General features: G+C 61.8%; 21 protein-coding genes. 15 read left to right on the top strand and 6 right to left on the bottom strand.

Features of this window, described 5'->3' with window-relative positions:
• Window positions 1–57: 57 nt before the first annotated feature.
• Window positions 58–1,989 carry an acyltransferase family protein gene (locus GSQ88_RS27930; RefSeq protein WP_159011022.1) on the bottom strand — a complete coding sequence of 644 codons (1,932 nt, stop codon included), beginning with the start codon at window positions 1,987–1,989 and terminating at the stop codon, window positions 58–60.
• Window positions 1,990–2,959: 970 nt separating this feature from the next.
• Between GSQ88_RS27930 and GSQ88_RS27925 the strand changes: the two genes are divergently transcribed.
• From GSQ88_RS27925 to GSQ88_RS27890, 7 genes are all read left to right on the top strand, one after another.
• Window positions 2,960–3,979 (top strand): Gfo/Idh/MocA family protein, encoded by a 1,020-nt coding sequence (locus GSQ88_RS27925; protein WP_159011021.1) that lies wholly within the window; start codon window positions 2,960–2,962, stop codon window positions 3,977–3,979.
• A gap of 32 nt (window positions 3,980–4,011) precedes the next feature.
• Window positions 4,012–5,163 (top strand): DegT/DnrJ/EryC1/StrS family aminotransferase, encoded by a 1,152-nt coding sequence (locus GSQ88_RS27920; protein WP_159011020.1) that lies wholly within the window; start codon window positions 4,012–4,014, stop codon window positions 5,161–5,163.
• Window positions 5,164–5,343: 180 nt separating this feature from the next.
• Window positions 5,344–6,873: a murein biosynthesis integral membrane protein MurJ gene (murJ, locus tag GSQ88_RS27910; RefSeq protein WP_159011018.1), complete on the top strand. Its 1,530-nt coding sequence runs from the start codon at window positions 5,344–5,346 to the stop codon at window positions 6,871–6,873.
• Between the two features lie 157 nt (window positions 6,874–7,030).
• A complete protein-coding gene (locus tag GSQ88_RS27905; RefSeq protein WP_159011017.1) occupies window positions 7,031–9,340 on the top strand; it encodes a xanthine dehydrogenase family protein molybdopterin-binding subunit in 2,310 nt (769 codons plus the stop codon).
• A gap of 198 nt (window positions 9,341–9,538) precedes the next feature.
• Complete coding sequence (locus tag GSQ88_RS27900; protein ID WP_159011102.1) at window positions 9,539–9,985, top strand: c-type cytochrome; 447 nt, start codon at window positions 9,539–9,541, stop codon at window positions 9,983–9,985.
• Between the two features lie 42 nt (window positions 9,986–10,027).
• Window positions 10,028–10,894, top strand: a complete 867-nt coding sequence (locus GSQ88_RS27895; RefSeq protein ID WP_159011016.1) for an alpha/beta fold hydrolase — start codon at window positions 10,028–10,030, stop codon at window positions 10,892–10,894.
• Between the two features lie 84 nt (window positions 10,895–10,978).
• Window positions 10,979–11,953, top strand: coding sequence for a magnesium transporter CorA family protein (locus GSQ88_RS27890; RefSeq protein WP_159011015.1), 975 nt, complete (start codon window positions 10,979–10,981; stop codon window positions 11,951–11,953).
• Between the two features lie 68 nt (window positions 11,954–12,021).
• On the opposite strand, the gene GSQ88_RS27885 is transcribed toward GSQ88_RS27890, so the two are convergent.
• On the bottom strand, window positions 12,022–12,441 hold the full coding sequence (locus GSQ88_RS27885; RefSeq protein WP_159011014.1) for a CHRD domain-containing protein: 420 nt from the start codon (window positions 12,439–12,441) through the stop codon (window positions 12,022–12,024).
• Between the two features lie 244 nt (window positions 12,442–12,685).
• Here GSQ88_RS27885 and GSQ88_RS27880 point away from each other — a divergent pair, with 244 nt between their 5' ends.
• The gene (locus GSQ88_RS27880; RefSeq protein WP_159011013.1) at window positions 12,686–13,615 is read left to right on the top strand and encodes a c-type cytochrome; all 930 of its coding nucleotides are present in this window, start codon (window positions 12,686–12,688) and stop codon (window positions 13,613–13,615) included.
• A gap of 65 nt (window positions 13,616–13,680) precedes the next feature.
• Here GSQ88_RS27880 and GSQ88_RS27875 read toward each other — a convergent pair whose 3' ends face one another.
• Window positions 13,681–13,926: an Lrp/AsnC ligand binding domain-containing protein gene (locus GSQ88_RS27875; RefSeq protein ID WP_159011012.1), complete on the bottom strand. Its 246-nt coding sequence runs from the start codon at window positions 13,924–13,926 to the stop codon at window positions 13,681–13,683.
• 280 nt (window positions 13,927–14,206) lie between these two features.
• Here GSQ88_RS27875 and thiD point away from each other — a divergent pair, with 280 nt between their 5' ends.
• Entirely contained in the window at window positions 14,207–15,007 is an 801-nt protein-coding gene (gene thiD, locus GSQ88_RS27865; RefSeq protein ID WP_159011011.1) for a bifunctional hydroxymethylpyrimidine kinase/phosphomethylpyrimidine kinase, read from the top strand.
• Between the two features lie 116 nt (window positions 15,008–15,123).
• A complete protein-coding gene (locus GSQ88_RS27860) occupies window positions 15,124–15,378 on the top strand; it encodes a GlsB/YeaQ/YmgE family stress response membrane protein (RefSeq protein ID WP_159011010.1) in 255 nt (84 codons plus the stop codon).
• A 9-nt stretch (window positions 15,379–15,387) separates the two neighbouring features.
• On the opposite strand, the gene GSQ88_RS27855 is transcribed toward GSQ88_RS27860, so the two are convergent.
• The 3 genes from GSQ88_RS27855 to GSQ88_RS27845 are packed head-to-tail and all read right to left on the bottom strand — an operon-like array spanning window position 15,388 to window position 18,096.
• Complete coding sequence (locus tag GSQ88_RS27855; protein ID WP_159011009.1) at window positions 15,388–16,080, bottom strand: TetR/AcrR family transcriptional regulator; 693 nt, start codon at window positions 16,078–16,080, stop codon at window positions 15,388–15,390.
• Entirely contained in the window at window positions 16,077–17,288 is a 1,212-nt protein-coding gene (locus GSQ88_RS27850) for an amidase (RefSeq protein WP_159011008.1), read from the bottom strand. The genes GSQ88_RS27855 and GSQ88_RS27850 overlap by 4 nt, the downstream gene beginning before the upstream one ends.
• A 1-nt stretch (window position 17,289) precedes the next feature.
• On the bottom strand, window positions 17,290–18,096 hold the full coding sequence (locus GSQ88_RS27845) for a cysteine hydrolase family protein (RefSeq protein WP_159011007.1): 807 nt from the start codon (window positions 18,094–18,096) through the stop codon (window positions 17,290–17,292).
• 309 nt (window positions 18,097–18,405) lie between these two features.
• Between GSQ88_RS27845 and GSQ88_RS27840 the strand changes: the two genes are divergently transcribed.
• The 5 genes from GSQ88_RS27840 (at window position 18,406) to GSQ88_RS27820 (ending at window position 23,770) form a co-directional block, all read left to right on the top strand.
• Window positions 18,406–19,386 (top strand): BMP family protein, encoded by a 981-nt coding sequence (locus GSQ88_RS27840; protein WP_159011006.1) that lies wholly within the window; start codon window positions 18,406–18,408, stop codon window positions 19,384–19,386.
• Window positions 19,387–19,393: 7 nt separating this feature from the next.
• Window positions 19,394–20,998: an ABC transporter ATP-binding protein gene (locus GSQ88_RS27835; protein ID WP_159011005.1), complete on the top strand. Its 1,605-nt coding sequence runs from the start codon at window positions 19,394–19,396 to the stop codon at window positions 20,996–20,998.
• Entirely contained in the window at window positions 20,995–22,083 is a 1,089-nt protein-coding gene (locus GSQ88_RS27830; protein ID WP_159011004.1) for an ABC transporter permease, read from the top strand. The genes GSQ88_RS27835 and GSQ88_RS27830 overlap by 4 nt, the downstream gene beginning before the upstream one ends.
• A gap of 13 nt (window positions 22,084–22,096) precedes the next feature.
• Window positions 22,097–23,014, top strand: a complete 918-nt coding sequence (locus GSQ88_RS27825; protein WP_159011003.1) for an ABC transporter permease — start codon at window positions 22,097–22,099, stop codon at window positions 23,012–23,014.
• 72 nt (window positions 23,015–23,086) lie between these two features.
• On the top strand, window positions 23,087–23,770 hold the full coding sequence (locus GSQ88_RS27820) for a helix-turn-helix transcriptional regulator (RefSeq protein WP_159011002.1): 684 nt from the start codon (window positions 23,087–23,089) through the stop codon (window positions 23,768–23,770).
• The last annotated feature ends 310 nt before the right edge of the window (window positions 23,771–24,080 follow it).

Below are 24,080 nucleotides of genomic sequence, written 5' to 3'. Positions count from 1 at the left end.
ACGGCGATCAATATGAAAGCTCGCCAGAGACCACAGGATGATATCGGGGAGTCAAATTCACCGAGTTATTCCTGTAGGTCCGGTGGGATGAGTAGGCAGCAAGTCAGTGATCATGGAGTGAACGGCGAATTCGGAGCCCCGTGTTGAAAGGTGCGCATTGTCCCAAGTCACGACATCGTCGGCTGACGGCCCCAGGCGGGTGAGGCACCCCTCCGAGTTACAAAAGATGTGCCAGGCCGAAATATATTCAACGTTCTGACTGTTACTAAATCTCTCCATAACCGCATCTGCCGACGAGCCGGCGACGCCGCTGGTCATTCTATTCGGCAGCGAGCGTTGCCAGCGGTAAGCATTGACTAGATCGAACGGAAGTTCGCGCTTCCAGACAGGAACGGGGCCAAGAATCACGATTCGCGGTACGCCGATATATTTTAGTTGGGAGATGGTGTTATGAAGGTTCTCAAAATCGCTTTTTTCGTTCCACATGGCGTGCAAGAGTACGATATCTGGGGAGGAAGTCTTCACAAAGCCAAGGGTCTGATCGTTGATCGCGGCGCAGGTAGAGCGAACCGTTGTCTCGCTTGAATCAACAACTGGCGCACAGCTAGCCGCAGTAAATTGAGCTATTCGAAACGCGTTAAATTGCTGTTCTTTCTTCAAGCCGGGATAAAGTGTCGCGGCCGTTGAGTCCCCCCAAACGAAAATCAATGGACCTCTTCCGCTCTCAATGCACTGTCCCCGCGGCGTTAGCAAACTGTCGTCGCGATCAAGAAAGCAGGCTTCGCGAAAGCCTGTGTTGTTCTTGGAAGAAATTCTCGTGCGCAGCGCGGCAATATCTCTTACTTGGGACGGAAATCTAAAGCCGAAGCCGTTACCCACTATCGTGCATAGTCCGATGACCCCGATCGATGTCATGCCGGCTGCGAGGTAAATCGTTACGGGGCCTCGCTGCCGCACGGGCGACTCGATAAAGCGAAATGTAGCCCACGCAAGCATGATCGAGATAACAACCGTGACGACAATTTCGAGCGAATTTGGGTTGTCATTTCGCAAAATCCCGAGATACGTCAGGAGTGGCCAATGCCAGAGGTACAAGGGATAGCTAATGAGACCAAAGATTACTGTCTTGGGGTGAGAGAGTAGATGTCGGTTTACAATCGACCCTGCGCTATTTAGCAAAAGTAACGTACCTAGGGCCGGTATCAGCGCCCACCATCCGGGATATTTTGAAGTTTTATCTAGCAGTAAGGAAGCTCCTATAATCAATAGGAAGCCAATCCCGCCCGCTACATTACGCCAAAAGCCCGATATATCTAAGTTCTCGCGAGTATCCCTTTGTAAAGCCAGCGCTCCTATCAGTAGCTCCCATGCGCGGCTGATGGGTGAATAAAACGCCGCTGTCTGTTGGTGGCTGATGACAAGATAGAGGTTTGTTCCCATGGACAGAATCGCAACGATCAAAGTCAGGGCAATGAATCGGCGCGGTCCGTTGCAGACGATCAAGAGCAGCGGCCATAGAATGTAAAATTGCTCTTCAATGCCCAGGGACCAGAGATGTAAAAGCGGATTCGTTAATGCGTCGGGATCGAAATAATTCGCGTCTCGCAGCTGAAGAAGATTAGAGAAGAAGCCCGCACCGCCGACGATGTTTTCGGCCAGCTTCTTGAAGTCCGAGGGCAGTAGTACGATCCAGCCGACAGCGTAGGTCGTACAGAGAACAACGAGCAGGGCAGGGAAGATTCGTCGAATACGCCGCGCGTAGAAAGAAGAAATTGCAAAGTTGTCTACTGCCAACCCATCCAAGATGATCTTTGTAATTAAATAGCCGGATATAACGAAGAATACGTCTACACCGACAAATCCACCTGGAACGACTGTAGGGAAGGCATGGTAACTTACCACGACGATGATGGAAATCGCTCTTAAGCCGTCGATATCGCGACGATACGCGTTGGGAGCCATTTTTTGATATTGCTGCGCTATCGACATTGACGAGGAGTCTCAATCTAATTCCAAGGGTCCAACCCGAATCATACTAAATGATTTCCACTCAAGAACGCCGTGAGCTGGGTCCTCGAAGCTAGACCGTTTCCCGTGCTAAATCCCGTGGTTGGCAGATGTTGTGAATCTTCACAGAAGAGTTGGCGGGCAAGGCTGCCGACAACGACCTGTGTCGATCGACGCATCGAGTTGGTCTCTCGCGATTTGGATAGATCGACTTGCCGCCTAGCGGAATCATCTTAATGTGGCCCGTCGGCAGGCGCAGTGGATCAAGTACGGGGATCGGTATCGATCCCGTCCGCTCGTGTTCATCGTTGCGACCTCGACCAAAGCCGATAAGATGCCGCTGTTGAGGAGCCGGCCTGCGTGCTCGACACGTTGAAGCCGAGGTGTCGCTCAGCCGCAAGCAAACCACGAACTTCCTGGCCGCTTCGTCTCATGATTACATCACTGCTCCGCGGTTGTGGCCGCTCGATTTTTGAGTCCGCGCAGTGAACTCGAACTAGGGTAACTGCTGAAATCAAAATAGGCCACTTAGGGTTAAAACAGGCCAGCACGGAATTAATCGGCGAGAACGCGAAACATGGTGTGCAAGAAATGGACCCTTTGTTTCCAGATTTCTTCCTGTTCTTCAAGGAGTTCTCCCTGTTACGCCTCAAAAACGCCCTTACTGAATTGCCGCCTCTATTTTGCCGGAAGAAGCTGCCGGAAAGGGACTCTTTTGCGATTTCTGGAGGTGTAAAACGGCTTGAATCACGTGATTTCCCTGTTGTTTTCCAGGATAGCAGGGAATGTCGATGTTCGCGTCATCGCTCTGATTCGTCGGGTGTAATTCTTTGAATCAAAACGTGTTCGGGATGCGTGCTCGGCATTCGCCACATTTGTGGCGGCATGCTAGGAGAACCACCGGGGCGTTCAAGACGAAGCTATTATATGGCTATCATTGGGGTTTGACGGGATGAGTTCCAAAGGGTCCGCATCGGGCGGAAAGAGCGACGCGAAGCAATCGCTGCGCATCGGGGTCATCGGCGCCGGCGTGATGGGCAGCAACCATGCCCGCGTGCTGGCCGGCCTGCCGGATACGACATTGGTCGGGATCGTCGATCCGTTGCCGGCGCATCGGACCCGGGCCGCCGAACTGACCGGCTGCCGCACCTTCGAGAGTTTTGACGAACTGGTCGCCGAGGGCGTCGATGCCGTGACCATCGCGGCACCGACGCATCTGCATCACGAGCTTTCGCTCGCCGCCATCGCGCGCAAGATTCATGTGCTGGTCGAAAAGCCGATCGCCTCCTCGGTCGAGGAAGGCCAGGAGATCGTCACCAGGGCCCGCGAAGCCGGCGTGACGCTGATGGTGGGCCATGTCGAGCGCTTCAATCCCGCCGTCGCCGCCATCAAGCAGGCGATATCGGGCGAGGACATCCTTTCGATCGCCATCACCCGGGTCGGTCCGTTCCCGCCGCGGATGTCGAATGTCGGCGTGGTCATCGACCTCGCCGTGCACGACATCGATCTGATCCGCTGGTTCACCGAGTCCGATATCGTCGAGGTGCAGCCGCAACTCTCGAGCGCGGTGGCCGAACGCGAGGATATCGCGCTGTTGCAGTTCCGCACTGCCTCCGGGGTGCTCGCGCATATCAACACCAACTGGCTGACGCCGTTCAAGGCGCGCAACGTCACGGTCGCGACCCGCGGCAAATATGTGATGGGCGATCTGTTGACCCGCCAGGTCACCGAGTGCTTCGGCTTCAAGCCGGACGGCAGTTATTCGATGCGCCATCTGCCGGTCGGCCATGATGAGCCGCTGCGCGCCGAGTTGATCGCGTTCCTCCATGCGGTGCGCACCAATGGCGTGCCCGCGGTGACTGGCGATGAAGGCGTCGCCAGCCTCCAAATAGCGATCCGTTGCCTGGAAACCCCGGCACGGCCCGCCGCCGCCGCTTCGTCCCTCAAGGGCCCGCGCCGCGCCGTCGGCTGATCCGCTCTCAACTTGTTGTCGAAGAAGGCTTCATGAACCAGCACATCCCCCCGAATCCCGTGCCCTTTATCGACATCGGCGCGCAGCGCCGCCGGCTTGGCAAGTCGATCGACGAAGCGGTCGCCCGCGTGCTGACCCATTGCCTGTTCATCAACGGTCCGGAAGTCACCGAGCTCGAGGCGCGGCTCGCCGAGTTCTCGGGCGCCAAACATGTCGTAAGCTGCGCCAGCGGCACCGACGCGCTGTTGATGGTGCTGATGGCAAAGAACATCGGCCGCGGCGATGCGGTGATTTGCCCCTCTTTCACCTTTTGCGCGACCGGCGAAGCGGTGGCGCTGACCGGCGCAACACCGGTATTCGTCGATGTCGACGAAGCGACCTTCAACATCGACGCCGCCTCGCTGAAAAAAGGCATCGTGGCGGCCAAGAAACAGGGCCTCAAGCCCCGGGCGGTGATTCCGGTCGATCTGTTCGGGCAGAGCGCCGATCACGACGCCATTGCCGCGGTCGCCGAAGCCGAAGGCCTGTTCGTGCTCGATGACGCCGCGCAAGGCTTTGGCGCCCGCTACAAAGGCCGCCGGCTTGGCACTCTGGGCCATGCCACCGCGACCAGCTTTTTCCCGGCAAAGCCGCTGGGTTGTTTCGGCGATGGCGGCGCGATCTTCACCGACGATTCCGACCTAGCTGAGACCTTGCGCAGCATCCGTGTCCATGGCCAGGGTTCGGACAAATACGACAATGTCCGGCTGGGTCTGACCGGCCGCCTCGACACCATGCAGGCCGCGATCCTGCTTGAGAAGCTGAAGATCTTCGACGACGAAATCGCCGCGCGCAACGAGGTCGCCGAGCGCTATGCGCGCGGCCTCGGCAATGTCGTGACCGTGCCGCATCTGGCGGCCGGCTGCAGCTCGGTCTGGGCGCAATACACCATCCGGCTGCCCGAGGGCGTGAACCGCGACGGTTTTGCCGCCGCGCTGAAGGCCCAGGGCATTCCGACCGCGATCTATTACGTGAAGTCGATGCATCAGCAGACCGCCTACCGGGATTATCCGGTCGCCGAGGGCGGCTTGCCGGTCAGCGAGCAGCTCTCCGACGATGTCATCAGCTTGCCGATGCATGCCTATCTCGACGAGCCGACGCAGGAGCGGATCATCAGGGCTGTGCGTGGCGCGCTTTCGTCCTGATTTCGCCGTTTTGAAGCGCCGCCGTATGCGCTAGAGCGTTTTCGAGCCAACGGGTCGCGCGAACGCGCGCCCGATGACAGGCTCCGTGGGCACCGGTTCGCGTGAAGAAAACGCGTCAAAACAAAAGGCTAGAGCCCCGTTCCGATTCCATCGGAACGGAAAAGGCTCTAGAAGCGGCGCATGCTCGGTCGTATCTTCACCGTCGGCGGCTATACGCTCCTTTCGCGGCTGACGGGCCTCGCGCGCGATATCATGCTCGCGGCGTTTCTCGGCGCCGGGCCGGTTGCGGACGCGTTTTACGTGGCGTGGCGGCTGCCGAACAATTTTCGCGCGATCTTTGCCGAAGGCGCCTTCAACACTGCCTTCATTCCTGCCTATGCCCATGTCCAGGGCAAGGGCGGCGAGGGCTCGGCGCGATTGTTCGCAAGCCACATCTTCACGCTGCTGTTCCTGTCGCAAGTGGTTCTCCTGGTGGCGGCGTGGCTGTTCATGCCGCAGGTCATCGGCATTCTGGCGCCCGGTTTTGCCGATGATTCCGAACAGCGCCGCCTTGCGATCGAGCTGACCCGCATCACGTTTCCCTATCTGTTGCTGATCACCCTGGTGACGCTCTACGGCGGCATGCTCAATGTGATGCATCGCTATGCCAGCGCCGCGGCGGCATCGATCTTTCTCAACATCTCGATGATGGCGACCCTGGCGCTTGCGGCGTTTTTTCCGAGCGTCGGCCATGCCGCGGCCTGGGGCGTGCTGATTTCGGGTTTCCTGCAGTATTTCCTGCTGGCTGGCGATCTCGGCCGTCATGGCGGCCTGCCGCGCTTTGCACAGCTTGGGCTCGACGAAGACGTCCGCGCCTTCTTTCGCGCGATCGGCCCGGCGACCTTGGGGTCGATGGGAACCCAGGTCGCGATCTTTGCCGACACCATCATCGCGACCTTTCTGCCGGCGGGCGCCTTGTCGGCGCTGTATTACGCCGATCGGCTCTATCAGTTGCCGATCGGCGTCATCGGCATTGCGATCGGTACGGTGTTGCTGCCGGAAATGTCGCGGCGGATCACGGCCGGCGATGACGCCGGAGCCGCGGCGGCGCAGCGCCGGGCCTTTGAATTCACGCTGTTGGCCTCGGTGCCGTTCGTCGCCGCCTTCATCACCGTGCCTGAAATCATCATGCGCGCGGTGTTCCTGCGCGGTGCCTTCACCAAGGCCGATGCCGCGGCCGCCGGCGCCACGCTCGCCGCCTATGCGGTCGGCCTCATTCCGTTCGTGATGATCCGCAGCGCGGTCTCGGCCTTCTACGCCCGCAAGGATACCGCGACCCCGGTGAAGGCGTCGCTCACCGGCCTCGCCGCCAATCTGGCCCTGAAGGTCCTGCTGATGGCATCGCTGGCGCAGGTCGGCCTGGCGCTGGCGACCGCGGTCGGCGCCTGGATCAATCTCTTGCTGGTGCTCGGCTTCGCGGTGCGGGCCGGCTACCTCGATCTCGATCGCGCGCTGATAAAATCGCTGGCGAAGTTCGCCGCATCCGGCGCCGTGCTGGCGGCGGCACTTTGGGCAGCTGCGAAACTCGCAAGCGCCTACCTCGCGCAATTGCCCGCGTTTCGCGACGAGACCACCTTGTTGGTGCTGATCGCGGTCGGCGCGATCGTCTACGCCGGCTCCATTCTGTTGCTGTTCGGTACCGGCTGGCTGAGGTCACTGGTGCGCAGCTAAATTGTCAGCGTTGGACAATAGGAACCGTCATCCCGGGGATGACGGCTTCTTTGACCGACGAGGTGTTCCGGTGATCGTATGCGCGGCTAAACCCTTTGCGCTCCCCTTCGATCCGCTGCAATATGCAGCAAAACAGCGATTGCAATTGGAGATATGAATGGCTGCTCCCGTTAAATTTGGCGTCGGTCAAAGTGTGCGGCGCAAGGAAGACGACAAGCTGATCCGCGGCAAGGGCAGCTATACCGATGACCATGCGCCGTCCGCGGCACTGCACGCGCTGGTGCTGCGCTCGCCGCACGCGCATGCGAAATTCACCATCGATGCGGCGAAGGCGCGCGGCCTGCCAGGTGTCGGCGCGATCCTCACGGCGGAGGATGTCGCCGATCTCGGCGGTTTGCCGTGCCTGTTCAATCTCGAAGACAACCCGTTCACCGGTCCGGCCTATCCGATCCTCGCAAAGGGTGAAGTGCGCCATGTCGGCGACGCGGTTGCGTTCGTGGTCGCCGAAACCATCGATCAGGCCCGCGATGCGATCGAGGCCATTGACGTCAATTGGGCGCCGCTGCCCGCGGTGGTCGGCGCCGTCAACGCCGTGAAGAAGGGCGCGCCGCAGGTGTGGCCCGATCATGCCGGCAATGTGCTGTTCGACGTGCCGATCGGCGACAAGAAGGCGACCGACGCCGTGTTCGCTGGGGCATATGCGGTCGCCGAAGTCTCGATCGTCAATCCGCGCATCGTCACCAACTTCATGGAGACGCGCGCGGCGGTCGCCGAATACGACGCCAGGCGCGATCATCTGACCCTGACCATCGGCAGCCAGGGCAGCCATCGGCTGCGCGATATCCTGTGCCAGAACGTGCTGAAGATACCGGTCGAGAAGATGCGGGTGATCTGCCCGGATGTCGGCGGCGGTTTTGGTACCAAACTGTTTCCATACCGCGAATATGCCCTGATCGCGGTCGCCGCAAAAAAATTGCGCCGGACGGTGAAGTGGACCGCCGATCGCGCCGACCACTTCATGGGCGACGCGCAAGGCCGCGACAATGTCACGACGGCGCGGATGGCGCTGGCCGAGGACGGCAAATTCCTGGCGATGGATGTCGACCTGATGGGCGACATGGGCGCTTATCTGTCGACCTTCGGTCCCTATATTCCGCATGGCGGCGCCGGCATGTTGCCCGGCCTCTACGACATCCAGATATTTCACTGCCGCGTCCGCACCGTCTTCACCAACACCGTGCCGGTCGATGCCTATCGCGGCGCCGGCCGTCCTGAAGCGGCCTATGTGGTCGAGCGTCTGGTCGATGCCGCCGCGCGCAAACTCGAGATGACGCCGGATGCGATCCGGCGCAAGAATTTCATCACGCCGAAGGCGATGCCGTATACGACGGCGACCGGCAAGGTCTACGATTCCGGCGACTTCACCGCGCATATGAAGCGGGCGATGGAGATCGCGGACTGGAAGGAATTTCCCAAGCGCGCCAAGGCCGCCAAGAAGCTGGGCCTGGTGCGCGGTATCGGGCTTGCGACCTATGTCGAGGTCTGCGGCACGATGGGCGAGGAGACCGCCAACGTCCGGCTCGATCCCAATGGCGATGTGACGGTCCTGATCGGCACGCAGTCGAGCGGGCAGGGCCATCAGACCGCTTACGCGCAGATTGTCGCCGAGCAGTTCGGCCTTTTGCCCGAGCGCGTTCACATCTTCCAGGGCGATACCGACATGATCGCCACCGGCCTTGGCACCGGCGGGTCGGCGTCGATTCCCTCCGGCGGCGTCAGCGTCGAGCGCGCCACCCGCACGCTCGGGGCCAATTTGCGCGAGATCGCCGCCGAAGCGCTGGAAACCAGCGCCGGCGACCTCGAGATCTCAGAGGGAATGGTGCGGATCGCCGGCACCGATCGTGCGGTCAGCTTTGCGGACCTGGCCAAACGGCCGGGCGCCGATTCATCGAAGCTGAATGCAAGCGCAACTTTTGCCAGCGCCGACGGCACCTTCCCCAACGGCACCCATGTCGCCGAGGTCGAGATCGATCCTGCGACCGGAATCATCAAAATCGTCAACTATGTCATCGTCGACGATTTCGGGGTGACCTTGAACCCGTTGCTGCTGGCCGGCCAGGTTCATGGCGGCGCCATGCAGGGCATCGGCCAGGCGCTGATGGAGCAGGCGGTCTACGATCCGAAGGACGGTCAGCTCGTCACCGGCACTTTCATGGATTACGCGCTGCCGCGCGCGGCCGACGGCCCGTTATTCGTGTTCGAGACCCACAACGTGCCCTGCAAGACCAATCCGCTCGGTGTCAAGGGCGCGGGCGAGGCCGGCGCGATCGGTTCCTGCCCAGCCATCGTCAATGCCATCATCGAGGGGCTGTGGCGCGAGTACAAAATCGATCACATCGACATGCCCGCGACCGCGGAGCGGGTCTGGATCGCGATCCGCGAACAGCAGCGCCGGCATAGCCTTTAGAGCGGATTGATTGAATCGGTTCATCCGATCGGCGACCTCTCCCTGCCGGGGAGAGGTTGCCGATCGGACGTATCCATCATGCTCCCGGATCAGATCGAATATCTGGAATGAAGCCCTGACAGCGGTGTTAGAATGACTATAAATACGTCGTGGCTGGTCGGGCGATCGCGCGACCAGGAAAACAAGGGGACCGGAATGATGATGCGGACTGTCGTGGTTGTCGGAACGTTGTTGCTGGGTGTCGGCGCGGTGGTCGCGCAGCAGGACCTGGTCAAGGTGGCGCAGACCCAGATGAAGGGCAACGGCAAGAACGCCGGCGCGCTGGGGGCGATGGTCAAGGGCGAGAAGCCCTATGATCAGGCGACCGTCGATGCCGCGCTCGCGCAATTCGAGGATACCGCCAAGAAGCTGCCGACCTTGTTTCCCGACAGCATCAAGGGTCTCAAAGCGGACGGCGATTACAGCTCCACGGCAAAAGTCTGGGACGACAAGGCCGGCTTCGCCGAGCATGCCACCAGCTTCGGCAAGGTCGTGAGCGAGGCCAAAGCCTCGGTCAAGGATCTCGATTCGCTGAAGGTGGCGCTTCCGTTGATCGGCAAGCAATGTGGCGGCTGCCACGAAACCTATCGTCAGAAGAACAGCTAGCTTACCGCAGGCCGGCTATCATCGTAGACCAAAGGGGCGTCGATGATTGACTCGATCAGGCGCACCATGCTGACAACAGGCGCCGTGGCGACCGTGATGACCGCCGCGCCGCGGGTGTTCGCCCAGCGCGGCGGACAAGGGGAAGCTGCGATGGGGATGTATCAAAAGGGCGACGTTCACGTCCACTTCGAGGAGGCCGGCTCCGGCTTCCCATTGCTGGTGATCGCCGGCGGCGGATTGAACTCGACGATCGCGGGCCTGTCCGGCCCGCTGTCGCCCTTCAACCCCATGGTGGAGTTCAAGGGCGAGTACCGTTGCATCGCAGCCGACCTGCGCAACGCCAATGGCGGCCAGTCCAGCGGCCCGCTCGAGATCGACCGCTCCTGGGATTCCCACACCGACGACCATCTCGGCCTGATGGACCATTTGGGCATCGACAAGTTCATGGTGCTGGGCTTCTGCATCGGCGGCCCCTTCATCTGGAACCTGCTGAAGCGGGCGCCCGATCGCATCGTCGCGGCGGTGCTGGCACAGCCCAGCGGATCGCGCCCGGAGGCGCGCGACTTTTTCTATGACGGCAATATGAAGAACTGGGGTCCGGAATTGGTCAAACGCCGGTCCGACCTCACGATGGAGACGGTCGATAAATTCCTGACCCGGATGTACCGCACCGACCCTGACTTCGTCTTCACCGTGAGCCGTGATTTCGTGCGCCATTGCCCCACGCCGGTGCTGATCCTACCCGACGACGTCCCGGCCCATCCCTACGCGGTGGCCATGGAAGCCGCGATGCTGGCGCCGAAGGCCGAAGTCAGCATGTTCCCGTGGAAGGAGCCCAAGGAACGGATTCCGCTCGCGGTGCGACAGATCCATTCCTTCCTGAAAGCGCATCGGCCGGCGTCGGCGTAAGCGGCAGGGCTACGTTGCAGCCCAAAGAGTTCGTCATGCCCGGGCATGACGATATGATGGACCGTCGGAAAAGGGCGCATTGCCGTGCTGAAAATGTACCGGAGCCAGGGCGGCGATTGGACGACCGCCGGGACGGAGCTCCCGCCCGAAATCATCTGGATCGATCTTTTGAACCCGACGCCAGACGAGGTGCGTTTCGTCGAAGCCGGCGTCAAGATCCGGGTGCCGACGGAAGCCGCACTGAGCGAAATCGAGGCTTCGAGCCGGCTCAGGCTCGATCACCACGTGCTTTATCTGAGCTCGCCGGTGGTCACGCTCGATGCCTCGGGCGAAGCCCATCTGACGCCGGTCGGGTTCGTCATCACCGCGACTGTGCTGGTCACGGTGCGCTTTTTCACGTCGCCGGCCTTCGACAGCGTGGCCGCGCGGATCGATGGCGACGACAGCCTGAAGAACGGCATGTGCGTCTTCACGAGCCTGCTTGAGGCGGTCGTCGACCGCGGCGCGGACGTTCTTGAACATTTGGGGGCAACGGCGGATGAGCTGGCCAGGTCCGTGTTCAAGGGAGGGCTGAAGCAGAGCAAAGGGCCGGTTCGCTCGACCAGGAAACTCCGGGAAGCGCTGGCCAATGTCGGCGTTTTGGCGGACCGGCTCGCCAAGGCGCGCGACGTGCTGCTGGGCGCCGGTCGCGTTGCCTCCTATGCCGACGATGTCGGCCGCGAATGGATTACCGCGTCTTCGCGGATACGCCTTGAAGCGGTGTCGAAGGATGTCGTGTCGTTGAGCGATTACGAGTCGCGGCTGTCCGACAAGATCCAGCTTCTGCTGGATGCGGTGCTCGGCTTCATCAACATCGAGCAGAACGACCTGTTCAAGATCCTCACCATCGTCTCCGTGGTCGGCATTCCCCCGACGCTGCTGGCGGGCATCTGGGGAATGAATTTTAAAAATATGCCGGAGCTGAATTGGGAATGGGGTTACGCGCTGGCGTGGATCGCGATCATTGCCAGTGGATTGTTGCCGCTGCTCTGGTTCAAGCTTCGCGGATGGATCGAGTAAATCTTCAAGCTAGCAAAAAGGGGCGGGCGCTTGACGCGTCCGCCCCTTTCCGATGCCTGCGTATTAAACTACTTGGTCACCTGGCCACGGATTTCGCCGCCCGGATTGGCCGCGGTGTGGACGTTGACGTAGTACTTGCCGGCCAGGAGATCGGCGGCCTGGGCATCGGTCAGCGTGGCGCTGCCTTCGTTCGGGCTCGTGGTGGCGTTCGGAATAGCGACCGCGACGCCGGCGTTCTTGCCGACTTCGGCGGGACCGTGGAAATGGGCCGCCGTGGCGGGGCCGCTAAGTCCCGAATAGGTCAGCTTCCAGGTCAGCTTCTTGCTGGCGGCGTCGTAATCGATGTCGGCGGTGCCGGTACCGGCGCTGGCATTGGGCGGGGTTTCCGACTTGCCGTCGAGGGTTGCCTTCAACTTCTCGGCGAAGGCCGGGCCGGCGAAGGCGATGCCCAGCGCAAGCGTGGCAAGTAGGGTCTTGGTCTTCAGCATGGTTCTCTCCCTGTTGACGTCACCTGTGACGGTGCGATCTCGAAGCGATGTTATCTGTTCAACACCAAAGCTTTATTTCAAAACAACGGCTTTATTTCAAAACGACGGCTCTTCTCAAAACAAACGCTTTTCGGCTTTATTCCCGCCGCCGCGGGCCCTACGCCCAGAATTTTCCGGCAGTCTAGGGCTGAAGATACGGCCATACTAGCCGCCAAATGGTGACGCCTAGCCGAGGATTTTCCGAATGTCGCGACGAATTGTCCTTGCTGTCGTGTTGGCCGGCGTCGCGGCGTTTGGCGTCTTTGGCTGGCTCACCGCAACCCCGTCGGCGGTCGTGGTCGTCACCGAGGCTGCCTATACGCCGGATCTTGCCAACGGACAGACAACATTCAATGCCGGCGGATGTTCCTCCTGCCACGCCGTGCCCGGCCAGCCCGATCGCCTGAAGCTCGGCGGCGGTCTCGCGCTGGTCTCGCCGTTCGGCACATTCTACGTTCCCAACATCTCGCCCGATCCAGCCGACGGCATCGGGCGCTGGACCGAGGCGCAATTCGTCACCGCCGTGACAAAAGGGGTTTCGCCCTCGGGCACGCATTATTTTCCGGCGTTTCCCTATACGACTTACGCGCATGCCCGGATCAGCGACATCAGGGATCTGTTTGCCTATCTGAAAACGCTGGCGCCGGTGCCGGGCAAGGTGCGCGACCACGACGTGCCGTTTCCGTTCAACATTCGCCGCAATATCGGGATATGGAAATGGCTGTTCATGGACGCTGGGCCGTTCATGCCGGATACCGCGCGCCCGGCGCAGTGGAATCGCGGCGCCTATCTGGTGAATAGTCTCGGCCATTGCGCCGAGTGCCACAGCCCGCGCAATTCCCTCGGCGGCATCGTCGCCGCGCAACGCTTTGCCGGCGGCCCCGATCCGGACGGCAAAGGCTTTGTGCCCAACATCACGCAAAAGGGGATTTCCGACTGGAATGAAAAGGACATCGCCTATTTTCTCGAGAGCGGACAGACGCCCGATGGCGACAGCGCCGGCGGTTCGATGGTGAGCGTGATCAGGAACATCTCGCAATTGAGCGAAGCGGATCGCAATGCGATCGCGACCTACATCAAGTCGCTGCCACCGGTCGACGGGCCGCCGAAACCGAAGAAGGCGGACAAGGGATAAGCGAGAAGACTCGACGCGCTACTTGAGCCGTTCTTGAGCGCTTCTTGGGCCGGGCGGCCCGCGGCCTAGCCCGTGCCGAACGCCTTGAAGGTGATGATGGTGTGGGTGTCCTGGATGCCGGCAATGACCTGCACCTTCTCGTTGACGAAGTGGCCGATATCGGTGTCGTTATCGACATAGAATTTGACCAGCAGGTCGTAATCGCCCGCGGTGGAATAGATTTCCGAGGCGATCTCGGCCTCGGCGAGCGCGTTGGCGACGGCATAGGACTGGCCGAGCTTGCATTTGAACTGGACGAAAAAGGGAACCATCGCTGTCGTCTCCGAAGGGCGTTGCGTTAGAGCGTTTTCAAGCCAACGGGTCGCGCGAATGCGCGCCCGATGACAGGCTCCGTGGATACCGGTTCGCGTCAAGAAAACGCGTCAAATCAAAAATCTAGAGCCCCGTTTCGATACAATCGAAACGGAACAGGCTCTAGCGCCAATAGAGCCAAATTCGCTCCCTTATGGCAAGCGAACTTGCTGCCAATACCGCGCCGCGTTAGGACAAGGCATGAGCCGGAAAGCGCCCCGAAATGCCTGAGGTAGTGCCATGACGATCCCGGTCGCGCTCACCATTGCCGGTTCGGATTGCTCGGGCGGCGCCGGCGTGCAGGCCGACCTCAAGACGTTTTCGGCGCTCGGCGTCTATGGCGCCTCCGTGATCACGGCGCTGACCGCGCAGAACACCACCGGCGTCAGCGGCATCCACCAGGTGCCCGCCGATTTTGTCACCGCCCAGATCGATGCGGTATTTTCCGATCTCGACGTCGCGGCGGTCAAGATCGGGATGGTGGCGGATCGTGCGACCATCGAGGCCATCCTCGCCGGCCTGACGCGCTGGTCGCCTAAAAACATCGTGCTCGATCCGGTGATGGTGGCGACGTCGGGCGATCATCTGTTGGTGGCGGACGCGGTGGCGACATTGCGAACCAAGCTCATTCCGTGCGCCGGCCTGGTGACGCCGAACCTGCCGGAAGCAGCAGTGCTGTTGGAGGAGGCGGTCGCCACCAGCGAGGCCGCGATCGCCAGCCAGGGCGCGCGGCTATTGGCTATGGGATGCCGCGCGGTGCTGATCAAGGGCGGCCACGGGCAGGGCAGCGAGAGCATCGATTACCTCTTTGGCGGAGGCGGCACCGTCGCACTCAGGGCGCCGCGGGTGGCCACCAAAAACACCCACGGCACCGGTTGCTCGCTGTCCTCGGCGATCGCAGCTGGCCTCGCCAAGGGCGAGGAGCTGGAAACCGCCGTGCGCCACGCCAAGGCCTGGATCAGCGCCGCGATCGCCGCGGCCGATCGCCTCGATGTCGGCCGCGGCCACGGGCCGATCCATCATTTCCACCGGTTTTACTGAACGGCCGAAACCGGCCGGCCTTTACCACCCAGCCTTTACTAGCCAGGTCTTTACGACCTTGAATCGGCGCCCTCCGACATCTATGGTTGTGGGAACAAAAAAGGGGAGCGGAAACCATGGGCGCAGAAATCGGGTGGATTGGAGCGATCATCGTTGGCGGCCTTGCCGGCTGGCTTGCCGAGATGTTCATGAAGACCGGTACCGGCATATTCCTGAACATCGTGCTCGGCATCGTCGGAGCCGCGGTAGCTAATTTCCTGCTGGGCTTTTTCGGCATCGCCCTCGGCGGATGGATCGGCTATCTGATCGCCGGCTTCGTCGGCGCCTGCATTCTTATTTTCCTGTGGCGCGCGATCAAGGGCCGCACCTGAGACGCGCATTTATCCGGCGGTCTGATTGACCAGATAGGCCGCGAGCATGCGGCGCGCATCGGCGCGCCGTTTCGCGCGCCATTCCGGATTGGACAAATCGCGCGCGAACATGCTTGAGAGCGTATGGGCGTTGGTCAGGTGAAACTGGCTGAGCGCGGCAATCATGACATAGAGCCGCAGCGGGTCGATATCGGCGGCGAGTTTGCCTTCGGCGACGCCGCGCGACAGCAGCCGCTCCGTCATCGCAAGAACCGGCGACGACATCTCGTGGATGCGCGACGATTTTTTCATGTAGCGCGCTTTGGTCCCGTTTTCCGTTCGCAGCAGGCTGACGAGATCGCCGTGCCGCTCGAAATGGCCGTTCATGAAATCAAACAGCTTGAGCAGGCCCTCCAGCGGATCGAGGTGATCGACGTCGAGCGTGAGTTCCTCGGTGCGCAGTTTCGACAGCGTGGTTTCCAGCGTCGCGACATAGAGCGCCGTCTTGCTGCCGAAATGCTCGTAAATCATCCGGGGATTGCTTCCGGCTTTCTTGACGATACGGCTGATCCGCGCGCCCGCCAGGCCATGCGCCGCGAATTCCGCGGTGGCGGCGCGCAGGATCTGCTCGCGGCTCTGTTCGGCGGTGCGGCGAGGGCGCCGCGCCGGAGGGGCGGTTCGCTTGCCGGTCGCGGCTTCGGATGTGGGGTCGCGATAGCTCATGCGTGTTCTCTGGAAGAAGCGAGGTTTGCCCAGGGGCTTTCGACCTCGAGCAAGGCGCGGTCATGGCCGCACGCCCCGATAATCGACAGGCCGACGGGACAGCCATCGACATTGCCGACGGGCACGCTGATCTGCGGCAGCCCGGTGTGGCCCGCGATCGAGGTGATCGTCAGTGCCCGCCGGTAGAAATCGGAAAATTCCGCTTGTGCTGCATCCTTTCGCAGCGCGGGACGCGGCGTCGTCGGCACCACCAGGCCGATGCCGTCGCCAAGCATCGCGTGGACGCGCTCGGCGAGTGAGGCGCGGACCGGGGTCCAGCGGGCGATTTCGGCCGGCGTGATCGAGGAGGCCTCGGCAAAGCGCGATGCGATCGCCTCGCCGATACGCGGCCGCGCCTGGTCGATCCAGGGCCCCAGCGTTTGCCATATCCCGGCGCATTGCACGACACGATAACACTCCAGCCATTCATCCGGCGCGCCGTCAAACAGCGTGACCTCGTCGGCAATGCCAAGCCGCTCGCAACGCGAGCGCAGCATCGCGGACACATCGGGATCGGCCAGCGCAAAGGCGTCGCGCACGATGCGAAGTTTGCGGATCGGGACAATATCGGCTTTCGGCAACAGCGCATCGCCGGCAAGCTTCAGTGTCGCGATATCGCGGGCGAACCAGCCGACCGTGTCGTAAGACGGCGAGAACGGAATCACGCCGTCGATCGGCACCGCGCCATGGCTGGGCCGGAAGCCGAATATCCCGAGAAAACTGGCGGGCACGCGCACCGAGCCGCCGGTATCGGTCCCCAGGGCGAAATCAACCAGCCGTGCGGCGACCGCGACACCCGAGCCGCTCGACGATCCCCCGGGAATTCGATCGGGACAGGCCGGATTGACCGGCGTTCCGTAATGCGCGTTGACGCCTTCGAGGCCGAACGCCAGTTCGTCAGTGATGGTTTTTCCGTGCAGCGTGGCGCCCGCGGCCAGCAGCGCGGTCACGGCGGGCGCTGACATCGCCGGGGCTTGGTGTGTCTTCAGCCAGTCCGGATTGCCGCCGCCGGTCGGCGTGCCCGCGACATCGATCAGATCCTTGACCGCGAACGTCAATCCGTTCAGCGGTCCGGCTGATGTCGGCGCCACGGTCAGCCGCGGGCCCGGCACGAAAGCATCAAAGTCGGGCGCGATGGAAGCGGCGCCTGTTGGTTCGGCGGGTCTCATCTCATGCCCCCGCGCGCTGGCCGAGCGCGGTGATGACCGCGCTTGAATCCGTGACAAATCCAAAACACTTCTTCACGTTCCAGACCGTGGCCTCGGTGCAGAAATCCGGCGATGTGGTGGCGCAGCAGTCTTCCACCAGGATGCAGCCATAGCCGAGAAAATTGGCGTCGGTCAGCGAGTGCAGCACGCATTGATCGGTGTTGACGCCGGCAAACAGGATCGAACGTACGCCGAGATTGCGCAGGATGCTGTCCAGCGGCGTGTCCCAGAAGCCGCTGATGCGGTATTTGTCGATCTTGATATCGGAAGGCTCCTGCTTCAACTCGTCGACCACGGCGGCGGCCCAGGAATCTCTTTCGAGCACGCGCGCGCCGTTGCCGGGCAGCGGGTCGCCAAGACCGATCCCTGTGCCGGCCGGCTTGTACAGATGAATCTGGTTCGGCGGCATGTTGGCCAAATCCGGGCGGTTGCCCCAATTGACCCAGATCACCGGCACGCCCGCATCACGTAGCGCGGGCAACAGAAGCTGCAACGGTGCGATCGGCTTGCGGTCCGGCCGGTAGTCGGCGCCGAGATGGTCGACCCATCCGCCGGGCGCGCAGAAATCATTCTGCATATCGACCACGATAATGGCGGTGCGCAGGAGATCGACGGTCACGTTCTGTGGCGCGCAGGCGATGGTGACAGGCAGCGGCGCAGGCGCTGCCATCGCCATGTTCACTTCACCCTCGCTCGCCCACCACGCGAACTGACGCCCCAAGCCGAGCTGGCCGCCGGCCTGAACGTCCTGTTTGTCGGTCGCCTTCATCGATGCCTCCTTCACAGTCACATCCGCTGCTCTCGTAAATTGCTTTTGCTAAACGCTTTTGCAAATTCGCTGCCAACGGAAATCTCCAAGAAGATTCAATGTCGGCGCGAACACCAAAGCCGCACTCTGCACAGGAATCCGACAACGCGCCGCGCGGTTTGGATAAAAAGTAAGCATTTATTTGTTTTGGCATGCCGGGTCAGATAATTAATATAATTATTTCAAATACTTAAGTATTTGGCATGGTGCTTGCTCATTATTTTTCGCCGGACGAATTTTCATTTCAACAGTCAAAATGCGAGGTCTTCCATGCTGTCACGCCGTTTGGTTCTGCGAGGTGCGTTGCTCACAACTGCGTTTGCGTTGTCGGTGACGTTCGCTCCGGTCGCTCGCGCCGCCGACGCGCTCAAGGTCGGAATCCTGATCCCGGGGTCGAAGTCCGACAAGGGCTGGATGGAATCCTCCTATGACGGCCTGATGGCCTCGGAGAAGAAATACGGCGACAAGATCAAGGTGCAGATGATCGAGAACATCAACTACGCCGACATGGATCAGGCGCTGACCAACCTCGCCAGCAAGAACGACCTGGTGATCGGCGTCGGCGGCCAGACCCAGGCGTCGGTCTACAAGATCGCCAAGCGTTTTCCGAAAGTGCACTTCTCGATCGTCGGCGGCAATGAAGGCGAGTCCGCGGCCAACGTCGCCGGCTACGACGTCAAGCAGGCGGAGATCGCCTATGTCGCGGGTGCGGCGGCAGCGATGCTATCCAAGACCGGCGCGATCTCTTATGTCGGCGGTCTCGAAATTCCCTCGATCGTCAACGCCGGCAAGGAGTTCGGCAATGGCGCGAAATCGATCAACCCCAACATCAAGTACACCTCGAATTTCACCGGCGATTTCGACGACGTCGCCAAGTCGAAGGAAGCAACGCTTGCGGCGATCGCGCAGGGCGCCGACATCCACTATCACATCCTGAATCTCGGCCTGCGCGGCATGGAACAGGCCGCCAAGGAAAAGGGCACCCACATCATCGGCAGCTACACCGATCGTTGCGGCACCGATCCGCTTTACGTGGCGTATTCGATCACCGGCACGGGCTATCAAGTGCAGTACGCGATCGACGAGGCGGTCAAGGGAACCTGGCAGGCCGGCTACAAGGAGTTCGGCCTCAAGATGGGTCCGGAGGCCTCCGGCATGGTGATCTGCGGCGGCACCGCGGAGCAAAAAGCCAAGCTCGATGCGATCATGAAGGACATCATGTCCGGCAAGATCACCGTGCTGAAAGGCTAGTTCGGTCATGAGCACGACGTCCGGCATCGAGACGGCGAGCGTCGAGCCGTTGTTGTCGCTTGAAGCGATCACCAAGCGGTTCGGCAGCTTTGCCGCGTTGTCGGACGTCTCGCTCGAGCTGCGGCCGGGCGAAATCCACTGCATCCTCGGCGAAAACGGCGCCGGTAAATCGACGCTGTGCAATCTGATCTTCGGCGTGCACCGGCCCGATGGCGGCGCGATGCGGTTTCGCGGCGTCCCGTTTCAGCCGTCGGGACCGGCGGACGCGCTCGGCCACGGCATCGCCATGGTGCATCAGCATTTCAGCCTGGTGCCCGACATGACGGTGGTCGACAACGTGCTGCTCGGGCGCGAGCGCGGCGTTCTCAACCGCAGGCAATGCGCCGCCCAGCTTGAAAAGCTCGCGGTCGATTACGGTCTTCCGCTGGATCCCGATGCGAAGATCGAAGACCTCTCGGTCGGCGAACGGCAGCGCGTCGAAATCGTCAAATGCCTGATTCGCGATCCGTCGTTGTTTGTGCTCGACGAGCCCACCGCGGTGTTGCTGCCGGATGAGATCGCAGCACTGCTCGATGTCTGCCGCCGCGTGGCGTCGTCGGGACGGGCGGTCGTGCTGGTCACCCACAAGCTCGCCGAGATCAAGAAGATCGCCGATCGCGTCACCGTGTTGCGCGGCGGCAGGGTGGTCGCGACCTCGGCAACGCCGGCGGCCGATATCGACGCGCTGGTGCGGGCGATGATCCAGGGCAATGTCGAGGCGCTCGACAGTTCGGCGGCCTCGGTGCTGGGTCTCGCCCCGGTCCCGCGCGCTCGCCGCGACCGGTCGGCCATCGTGAAAACCGAAGCGTTGCAGATCGACGGGCTCACGGTGCGGGACAGCCAGGGCGTCACCCGGCTCGACAATTTTACGCTCACTGTCGATCGCGGCGAAATCGTCGGTGTCGCCGGTGTCGAGGGCAACGGGCAGAGCGAATTGACCGCGGTGTTGTCGGGCATGATGGCGGCGACCGAGGGACGAATTCATCTCGGCGAGGCCGAACTCACCGGCCTTGCGCCCAAGGCCATCACGGCCGCGGGTATCGGCATCGTTCCGGAAGATCGCCATGCGGTGGGATGCGTGACCGGCATGAGTCTCGCCGAGAACATCTATCTCAACCGTCTCGACGAGTTCACCCGTTTCGGCTTCCTCAAGCGCAGCGCGCTGCAGCGTGAGGCGGCCGCGATGATGCAGCGATTTGACGTGCGCGCGCGCGGGCCGGCTGCGACCTTCTCCAGCCTGTCCGGCGGCAACCAGCAGAAAGCCGTGCTCGCCCGCGAGATCACGCTGCCCAACCTGACCTGCCTGGTCGCGGCGCAACCGACCCGAGGCCTCGATGTCGGCGCGGTTGCTGCCGTCTATGATCACATCCGCGCCGCGTCCGCGCGCGGTGTCGCGATCCTGCTGGTGTCCTCCGAACTCGATGAATTGCTCAGCGTCGCCGATCGCATCGTCGTCTTGTATCGTGGCCGCATCATGGGCGCCTGCGCCGCCGATCCGGCGCGCCGCGAGGATATCGGCGCGATGATGGCGGGACACGCGCAAGAACACGTGCAAGGCAACGTACACGCATGACCGCGCTCGACCAGACCGGCAAGGCTGCCGCGCCCCGCTTCAGGTTGCGTCCCGCGCTGCTGGTTCCGATCGCAGCGGTCGGCTTTGCCGCGCTGATCGGACTCGGCCTGATCGCCTTGATCGGCGTGCCCGTGGGTGACGCCATTGCGGCCTTTATCGATGGCACCGTCGGGTCGGCCTATTCGATCGCGGCGTCGATCAATCGCAGCATCGCCTTCGCGCTGGTCGGTTTTGGCTTCGTGCTGGCCAATCGCGCCAATTTGACCAATGTCGGCGGTGAGGGCCAGATCGCGGTCGGCGGCATCGCCGCGACCGCGGTCGCGCTCGACGGCCATGTCAGCGGGTTGCCGCTGGGGCTGGCTTTCATCCTGCCGATGCTCGCGGGCGTCGTCGCCGGCGCGCTGTGGGGCGCGATCGCCGCGATCATGAAGATCAAGGCCGGCACCAACGAGGTGATCAGTACACTGTTGTTGTCATTCATCGGCGTGTGGTTGCTCTATTGGTGCGTTCAGTCGCCGGCGCTGCTGCGCAAGCCGATGACCAGTTCGGCGACCTTGCCGGAATCGCTGGAAATCCCCGAAGAGACAAAACTTCCGCTATTGACCGGCGATTATTCGTTCCCTCTGCACATCGGATTGCCGATTGCGATCGTGATCGCCGTGGTGATCGCGGTAGTGCTGTCGAAGACCATCCTGGGCCTGCGGCTGCGCGCGGTCGGATTGAATCCGGTGGCGGCGAACCGCGCCGGGATTTCCTATGCTCGCACCGTGATCTTCGCGCTCGCCGCCGCGGGCGGATTGGGCGGTCTTGCCGGCGCGCTGATGTTGCTCGGCGAGCAATATACCCTGAAGGACGGATTTTCCTCCGGCTATGGTTTTGACGGCCTGGTCGCGGGCCTGCTGGCGCGCGGTTCGGTGACGGGTGTGATCGCCGCGGCGCTGCTGTTTGGCTTCATGCGCTCCGGCGGCATCAATATGGAAATGGTCGCCGAAGTGCCCACCGCGCTGGTCGTGGTGATCCAGGGGCTGATCGTGATCACGCTCGCGGGCGCCGCGTTGTTCATCGAGCGATGGGAACGCAAATGAGCGGGAGGCCGACATGACCTGGGAGCTGTTCGCGGTCTTTCTGGGCTCCTCGATCCGGCTCGCGACGCCGTTGTTGTTGGCCGGTATCGGCGAGATGGTCAGCGAACGCGCCGGCGTGCTCAACATGAGCATCGAGGGCATGATGCTGACGTCGGCGTTCGCCTCCGCGGTCGGGGCCTGGGCCACCGGCGATCCGCTGATCGGGCTATTGATCGGCATCATCGCGGTGCAGCCGGTGGCGCTGCTGCAAGCCGTGCTCAGCAACACGCTGCGCGCTAACCAGATCGTGTCCGGCATCGGCATCAACATCCTGGTGCTCGGCGCCACCACGCTGGCCTATCGCGAGATCTTCGGGGCGCGCTCGCGCGCGGAAATTCCAGGCCTCGGCAAGATCAAGCCGCCGTTGCTCGGCGATATCCCGGTGCTGGGGCCCGCGGTGTTCGAACAGGTTTGGCTGCTTTATCTGGGCATCGCGCTGATCGTGCTGACCGCATTGGTGTTGCGCTACACTTCAATTGGCCTGGCGATCCACGCGGCCGGCGCCGAACCCAAGGCGGTCGATAAATCAGGCCTTTCGGTCACCCGGATTCGTTATGGTTGCGTGCTGTTCGCGGGCTTCATGGCGTCGCTGGCCGGCGCCTTCCTCTCGATCGGCGATATCCACACTTTTACGGAGGGCATGACCCGCGGCGCCGGCTACCTCGCCATCGCCTCGGTGATCTTCGGAAAATGGCGGGTCGGCGGCACGGTGCTGGCCTGCTTGCTGTTCGGCGCCGCCACCGCGTTGCAGTTCCAGTTGCCGGCGCTCGGCGTTGACGTCCCGAACGCGCTCTTGATCATGCTGCCTTATCTGCTCGCGCTTCTCGCGGTCGGGGGACTGGTCGGCCGCCAGATGGCGCCCGCGACGCTCGGCGAACCGTTTCGCCGCTGAGAGGCCCATGTTGACGGATGCTGCCAGAAAGTGGCAGCAGGACATGCTAGTATCCCGAAAGGGGGATTCAGCATGTCGCGCGCTCAACGTCTTCTCGACCTGATCCAGATCTTGCGCCGTCACCGGATTCCGGTCGCAGGAACCTCGCTGGCCGATGAGCTCTCCATCTCGCTTCGCACGCTCTATCGCGACATCGAAACGTTGAAGGCGCAGGGGGCCCACATCGACGGCGAACCTGGCGTCGGCTACATCCTGCGGCCCGGCTTCATGCTGCCACCCCTGATGTTTTCGGAAGACGAGATCGAGGCTTTGGTGCTGGGCGGCCGCTGGGTCGCCGCGCAACCCGATGAACCGCTCGGCAAGGCGGCGCGGAATGCCCTTTCAAAGATAGCGGCGGTATTGCCTGACGACCTCCAAAGAAGCCTGGAAACCTCAAGCCTGCTCGTGGCTCCGCAGCGCCCGGCCGCTGGCGATACCGAATTGCCGACGATTCGCAGAGCCATCCGGGCCGAGCACAAGTTGCGCATCACCTACACCGACGAAAAGGAAAACAATACCCAGCGCACGATCTGGCCGATTGCGCTTGGATTTTTCGAACGTATCCGGGTCGTCGCAGCATGGTGTGAAACGCGGCGCGACTACCGGCACTTCCGTACCGACCGGATTCGTTCGCTCAAGATGACCGACAGCCGCTATCCGCGCCGCCGGTTCGACATGCTTCGCGAATGGCGAACCCGGGAGTCCATTCCGCAGTGAAAGCCCCCGAATCATGCTGACAGAAACTGGCAGGGTGCCCCTGGCCGGAAACCGTATAACACCATAACCATTTGAATTTTAAGCCATTTTTAGCGCCTATTGCTGCCGATACCAACAGAAATACCAACAAGCTGAAGCGCGGTATTAACTGGCAAAAATAAAATAGTAGGCTCCCCGGTCAGCAGGCACTCCCCGTGCCGTTCCGGTCTCCACAATGTCATTCGGCCTGCAATATTGACCCCCTAAGCCGGGGGATCGGCGTCCAAAATTGACCCCCTACAGGTTGGTCTGTTGCGCTGCCTGCTTTGTA

The sequence above is a fragment of the Bradyrhizobium sp. S69 genome (assembly GCF_009766005.1).
GTDB lineage: Bacteria > Pseudomonadota > Alphaproteobacteria > Rhizobiales > Xanthobacteraceae > Bradyrhizobium.
Note: the sequence above shows the minus strand (reverse complement) of the source record. Positions and strands in the feature narration are given on the sequence as shown.

What these genes read in the sequence shown, in the direction of transcription:
- GSQ88_RS27925 (WP_159011021.1), top strand. Translation starts at nt 2,960, where the DNA reads ATGAGTTCCAAAGGGTCCGCATCGGGCGGAAAGAGCGACGCGAAGCAA.
- GSQ88_RS27860 (WP_159011010.1), top strand. Translation starts at nt 15,124, where the DNA reads ATGGGCGCAGAAATCGGGTGGATTGGAGCGATCATCGTTGGCGGCCTT.
- thiD (WP_159011011.1), top strand. Translation starts at nt 14,207, where the DNA reads ATGACGATCCCGGTCGCGCTCACCATTGCCGGTTCGGATTGCTCGGGC.
- GSQ88_RS27850 (WP_159011008.1), bottom strand. Translation starts at nt 17,288, where the DNA reads ATGAGACCCGCCGAACCAACAGGCGCCGCTTCCATCGCGCCCGACTTT.
- GSQ88_RS27835 (WP_159011005.1), top strand. Translation starts at nt 19,394, where the DNA reads ATGAGCACGACGTCCGGCATCGAGACGGCGAGCGTCGAGCCGTTGTTG.
- GSQ88_RS27920 (WP_159011020.1), top strand. Translation starts at nt 4,012, where the DNA reads ATGAACCAGCACATCCCCCCGAATCCCGTGCCCTTTATCGACATCGGC.
- GSQ88_RS27855 (WP_159011009.1), bottom strand. Translation starts at nt 16,080, where the DNA reads ATGAGCTATCGCGACCCCACATCCGAAGCCGCGACCGGCAAGCGAACC.
- GSQ88_RS27905 (WP_159011017.1), top strand. Translation starts at nt 7,031, where the DNA reads ATGGCTGCTCCCGTTAAATTTGGCGTCGGTCAAAGTGTGCGGCGCAAG.
- GSQ88_RS27845 (WP_159011007.1), bottom strand. Translation starts at nt 18,096, where the DNA reads ATGAAGGCGACCGACAAACAGGACGTTCAGGCCGGCGGCCAGCTCGGC.
- GSQ88_RS27885 (WP_159011014.1), bottom strand. Translation starts at nt 12,441, where the DNA reads ATGCTGAAGACCAAGACCCTACTTGCCACGCTTGCGCTGGGCATCGCC.
- GSQ88_RS27840 (WP_159011006.1), top strand. Translation starts at nt 18,406, where the DNA reads ATGCTGTCACGCCGTTTGGTTCTGCGAGGTGCGTTGCTCACAACTGCG.
- GSQ88_RS27830 (WP_159011004.1), top strand. Translation starts at nt 20,995, where the DNA reads ATGACCGCGCTCGACCAGACCGGCAAGGCTGCCGCGCCCCGCTTCAGG.
- GSQ88_RS27820 (WP_159011002.1), top strand. Translation starts at nt 23,087, where the DNA reads ATGTCGCGCGCTCAACGTCTTCTCGACCTGATCCAGATCTTGCGCCGT.
- GSQ88_RS27825 (WP_159011003.1), top strand. Translation starts at nt 22,097, where the DNA reads ATGACCTGGGAGCTGTTCGCGGTCTTTCTGGGCTCCTCGATCCGGCTC.
- GSQ88_RS27895 (WP_159011016.1), top strand. Translation starts at nt 10,028, where the DNA reads ATGATTGACTCGATCAGGCGCACCATGCTGACAACAGGCGCCGTGGCG.
- GSQ88_RS27880 (WP_159011013.1), top strand. Translation starts at nt 12,686, where the DNA reads ATGTCGCGACGAATTGTCCTTGCTGTCGTGTTGGCCGGCGTCGCGGCG.
- GSQ88_RS27900 (WP_159011102.1), top strand. Translation starts at nt 9,539, where the DNA reads ATGATGCGGACTGTCGTGGTTGTCGGAACGTTGTTGCTGGGTGTCGGC.
- GSQ88_RS27875 (WP_159011012.1), bottom strand. Translation starts at nt 13,926, where the DNA reads ATGGTTCCCTTTTTCGTCCAGTTCAAATGCAAGCTCGGCCAGTCCTAT.
- GSQ88_RS27930 (WP_159011022.1), bottom strand. Translation starts at nt 1,989, where the DNA reads ATGTCGATAGCGCAGCAATATCAAAAAATGGCTCCCAACGCGTATCGT.
- murJ (WP_159011018.1), top strand. Translation starts at nt 5,344, where the DNA reads ATGCTCGGTCGTATCTTCACCGTCGGCGGCTATACGCTCCTTTCGCGG.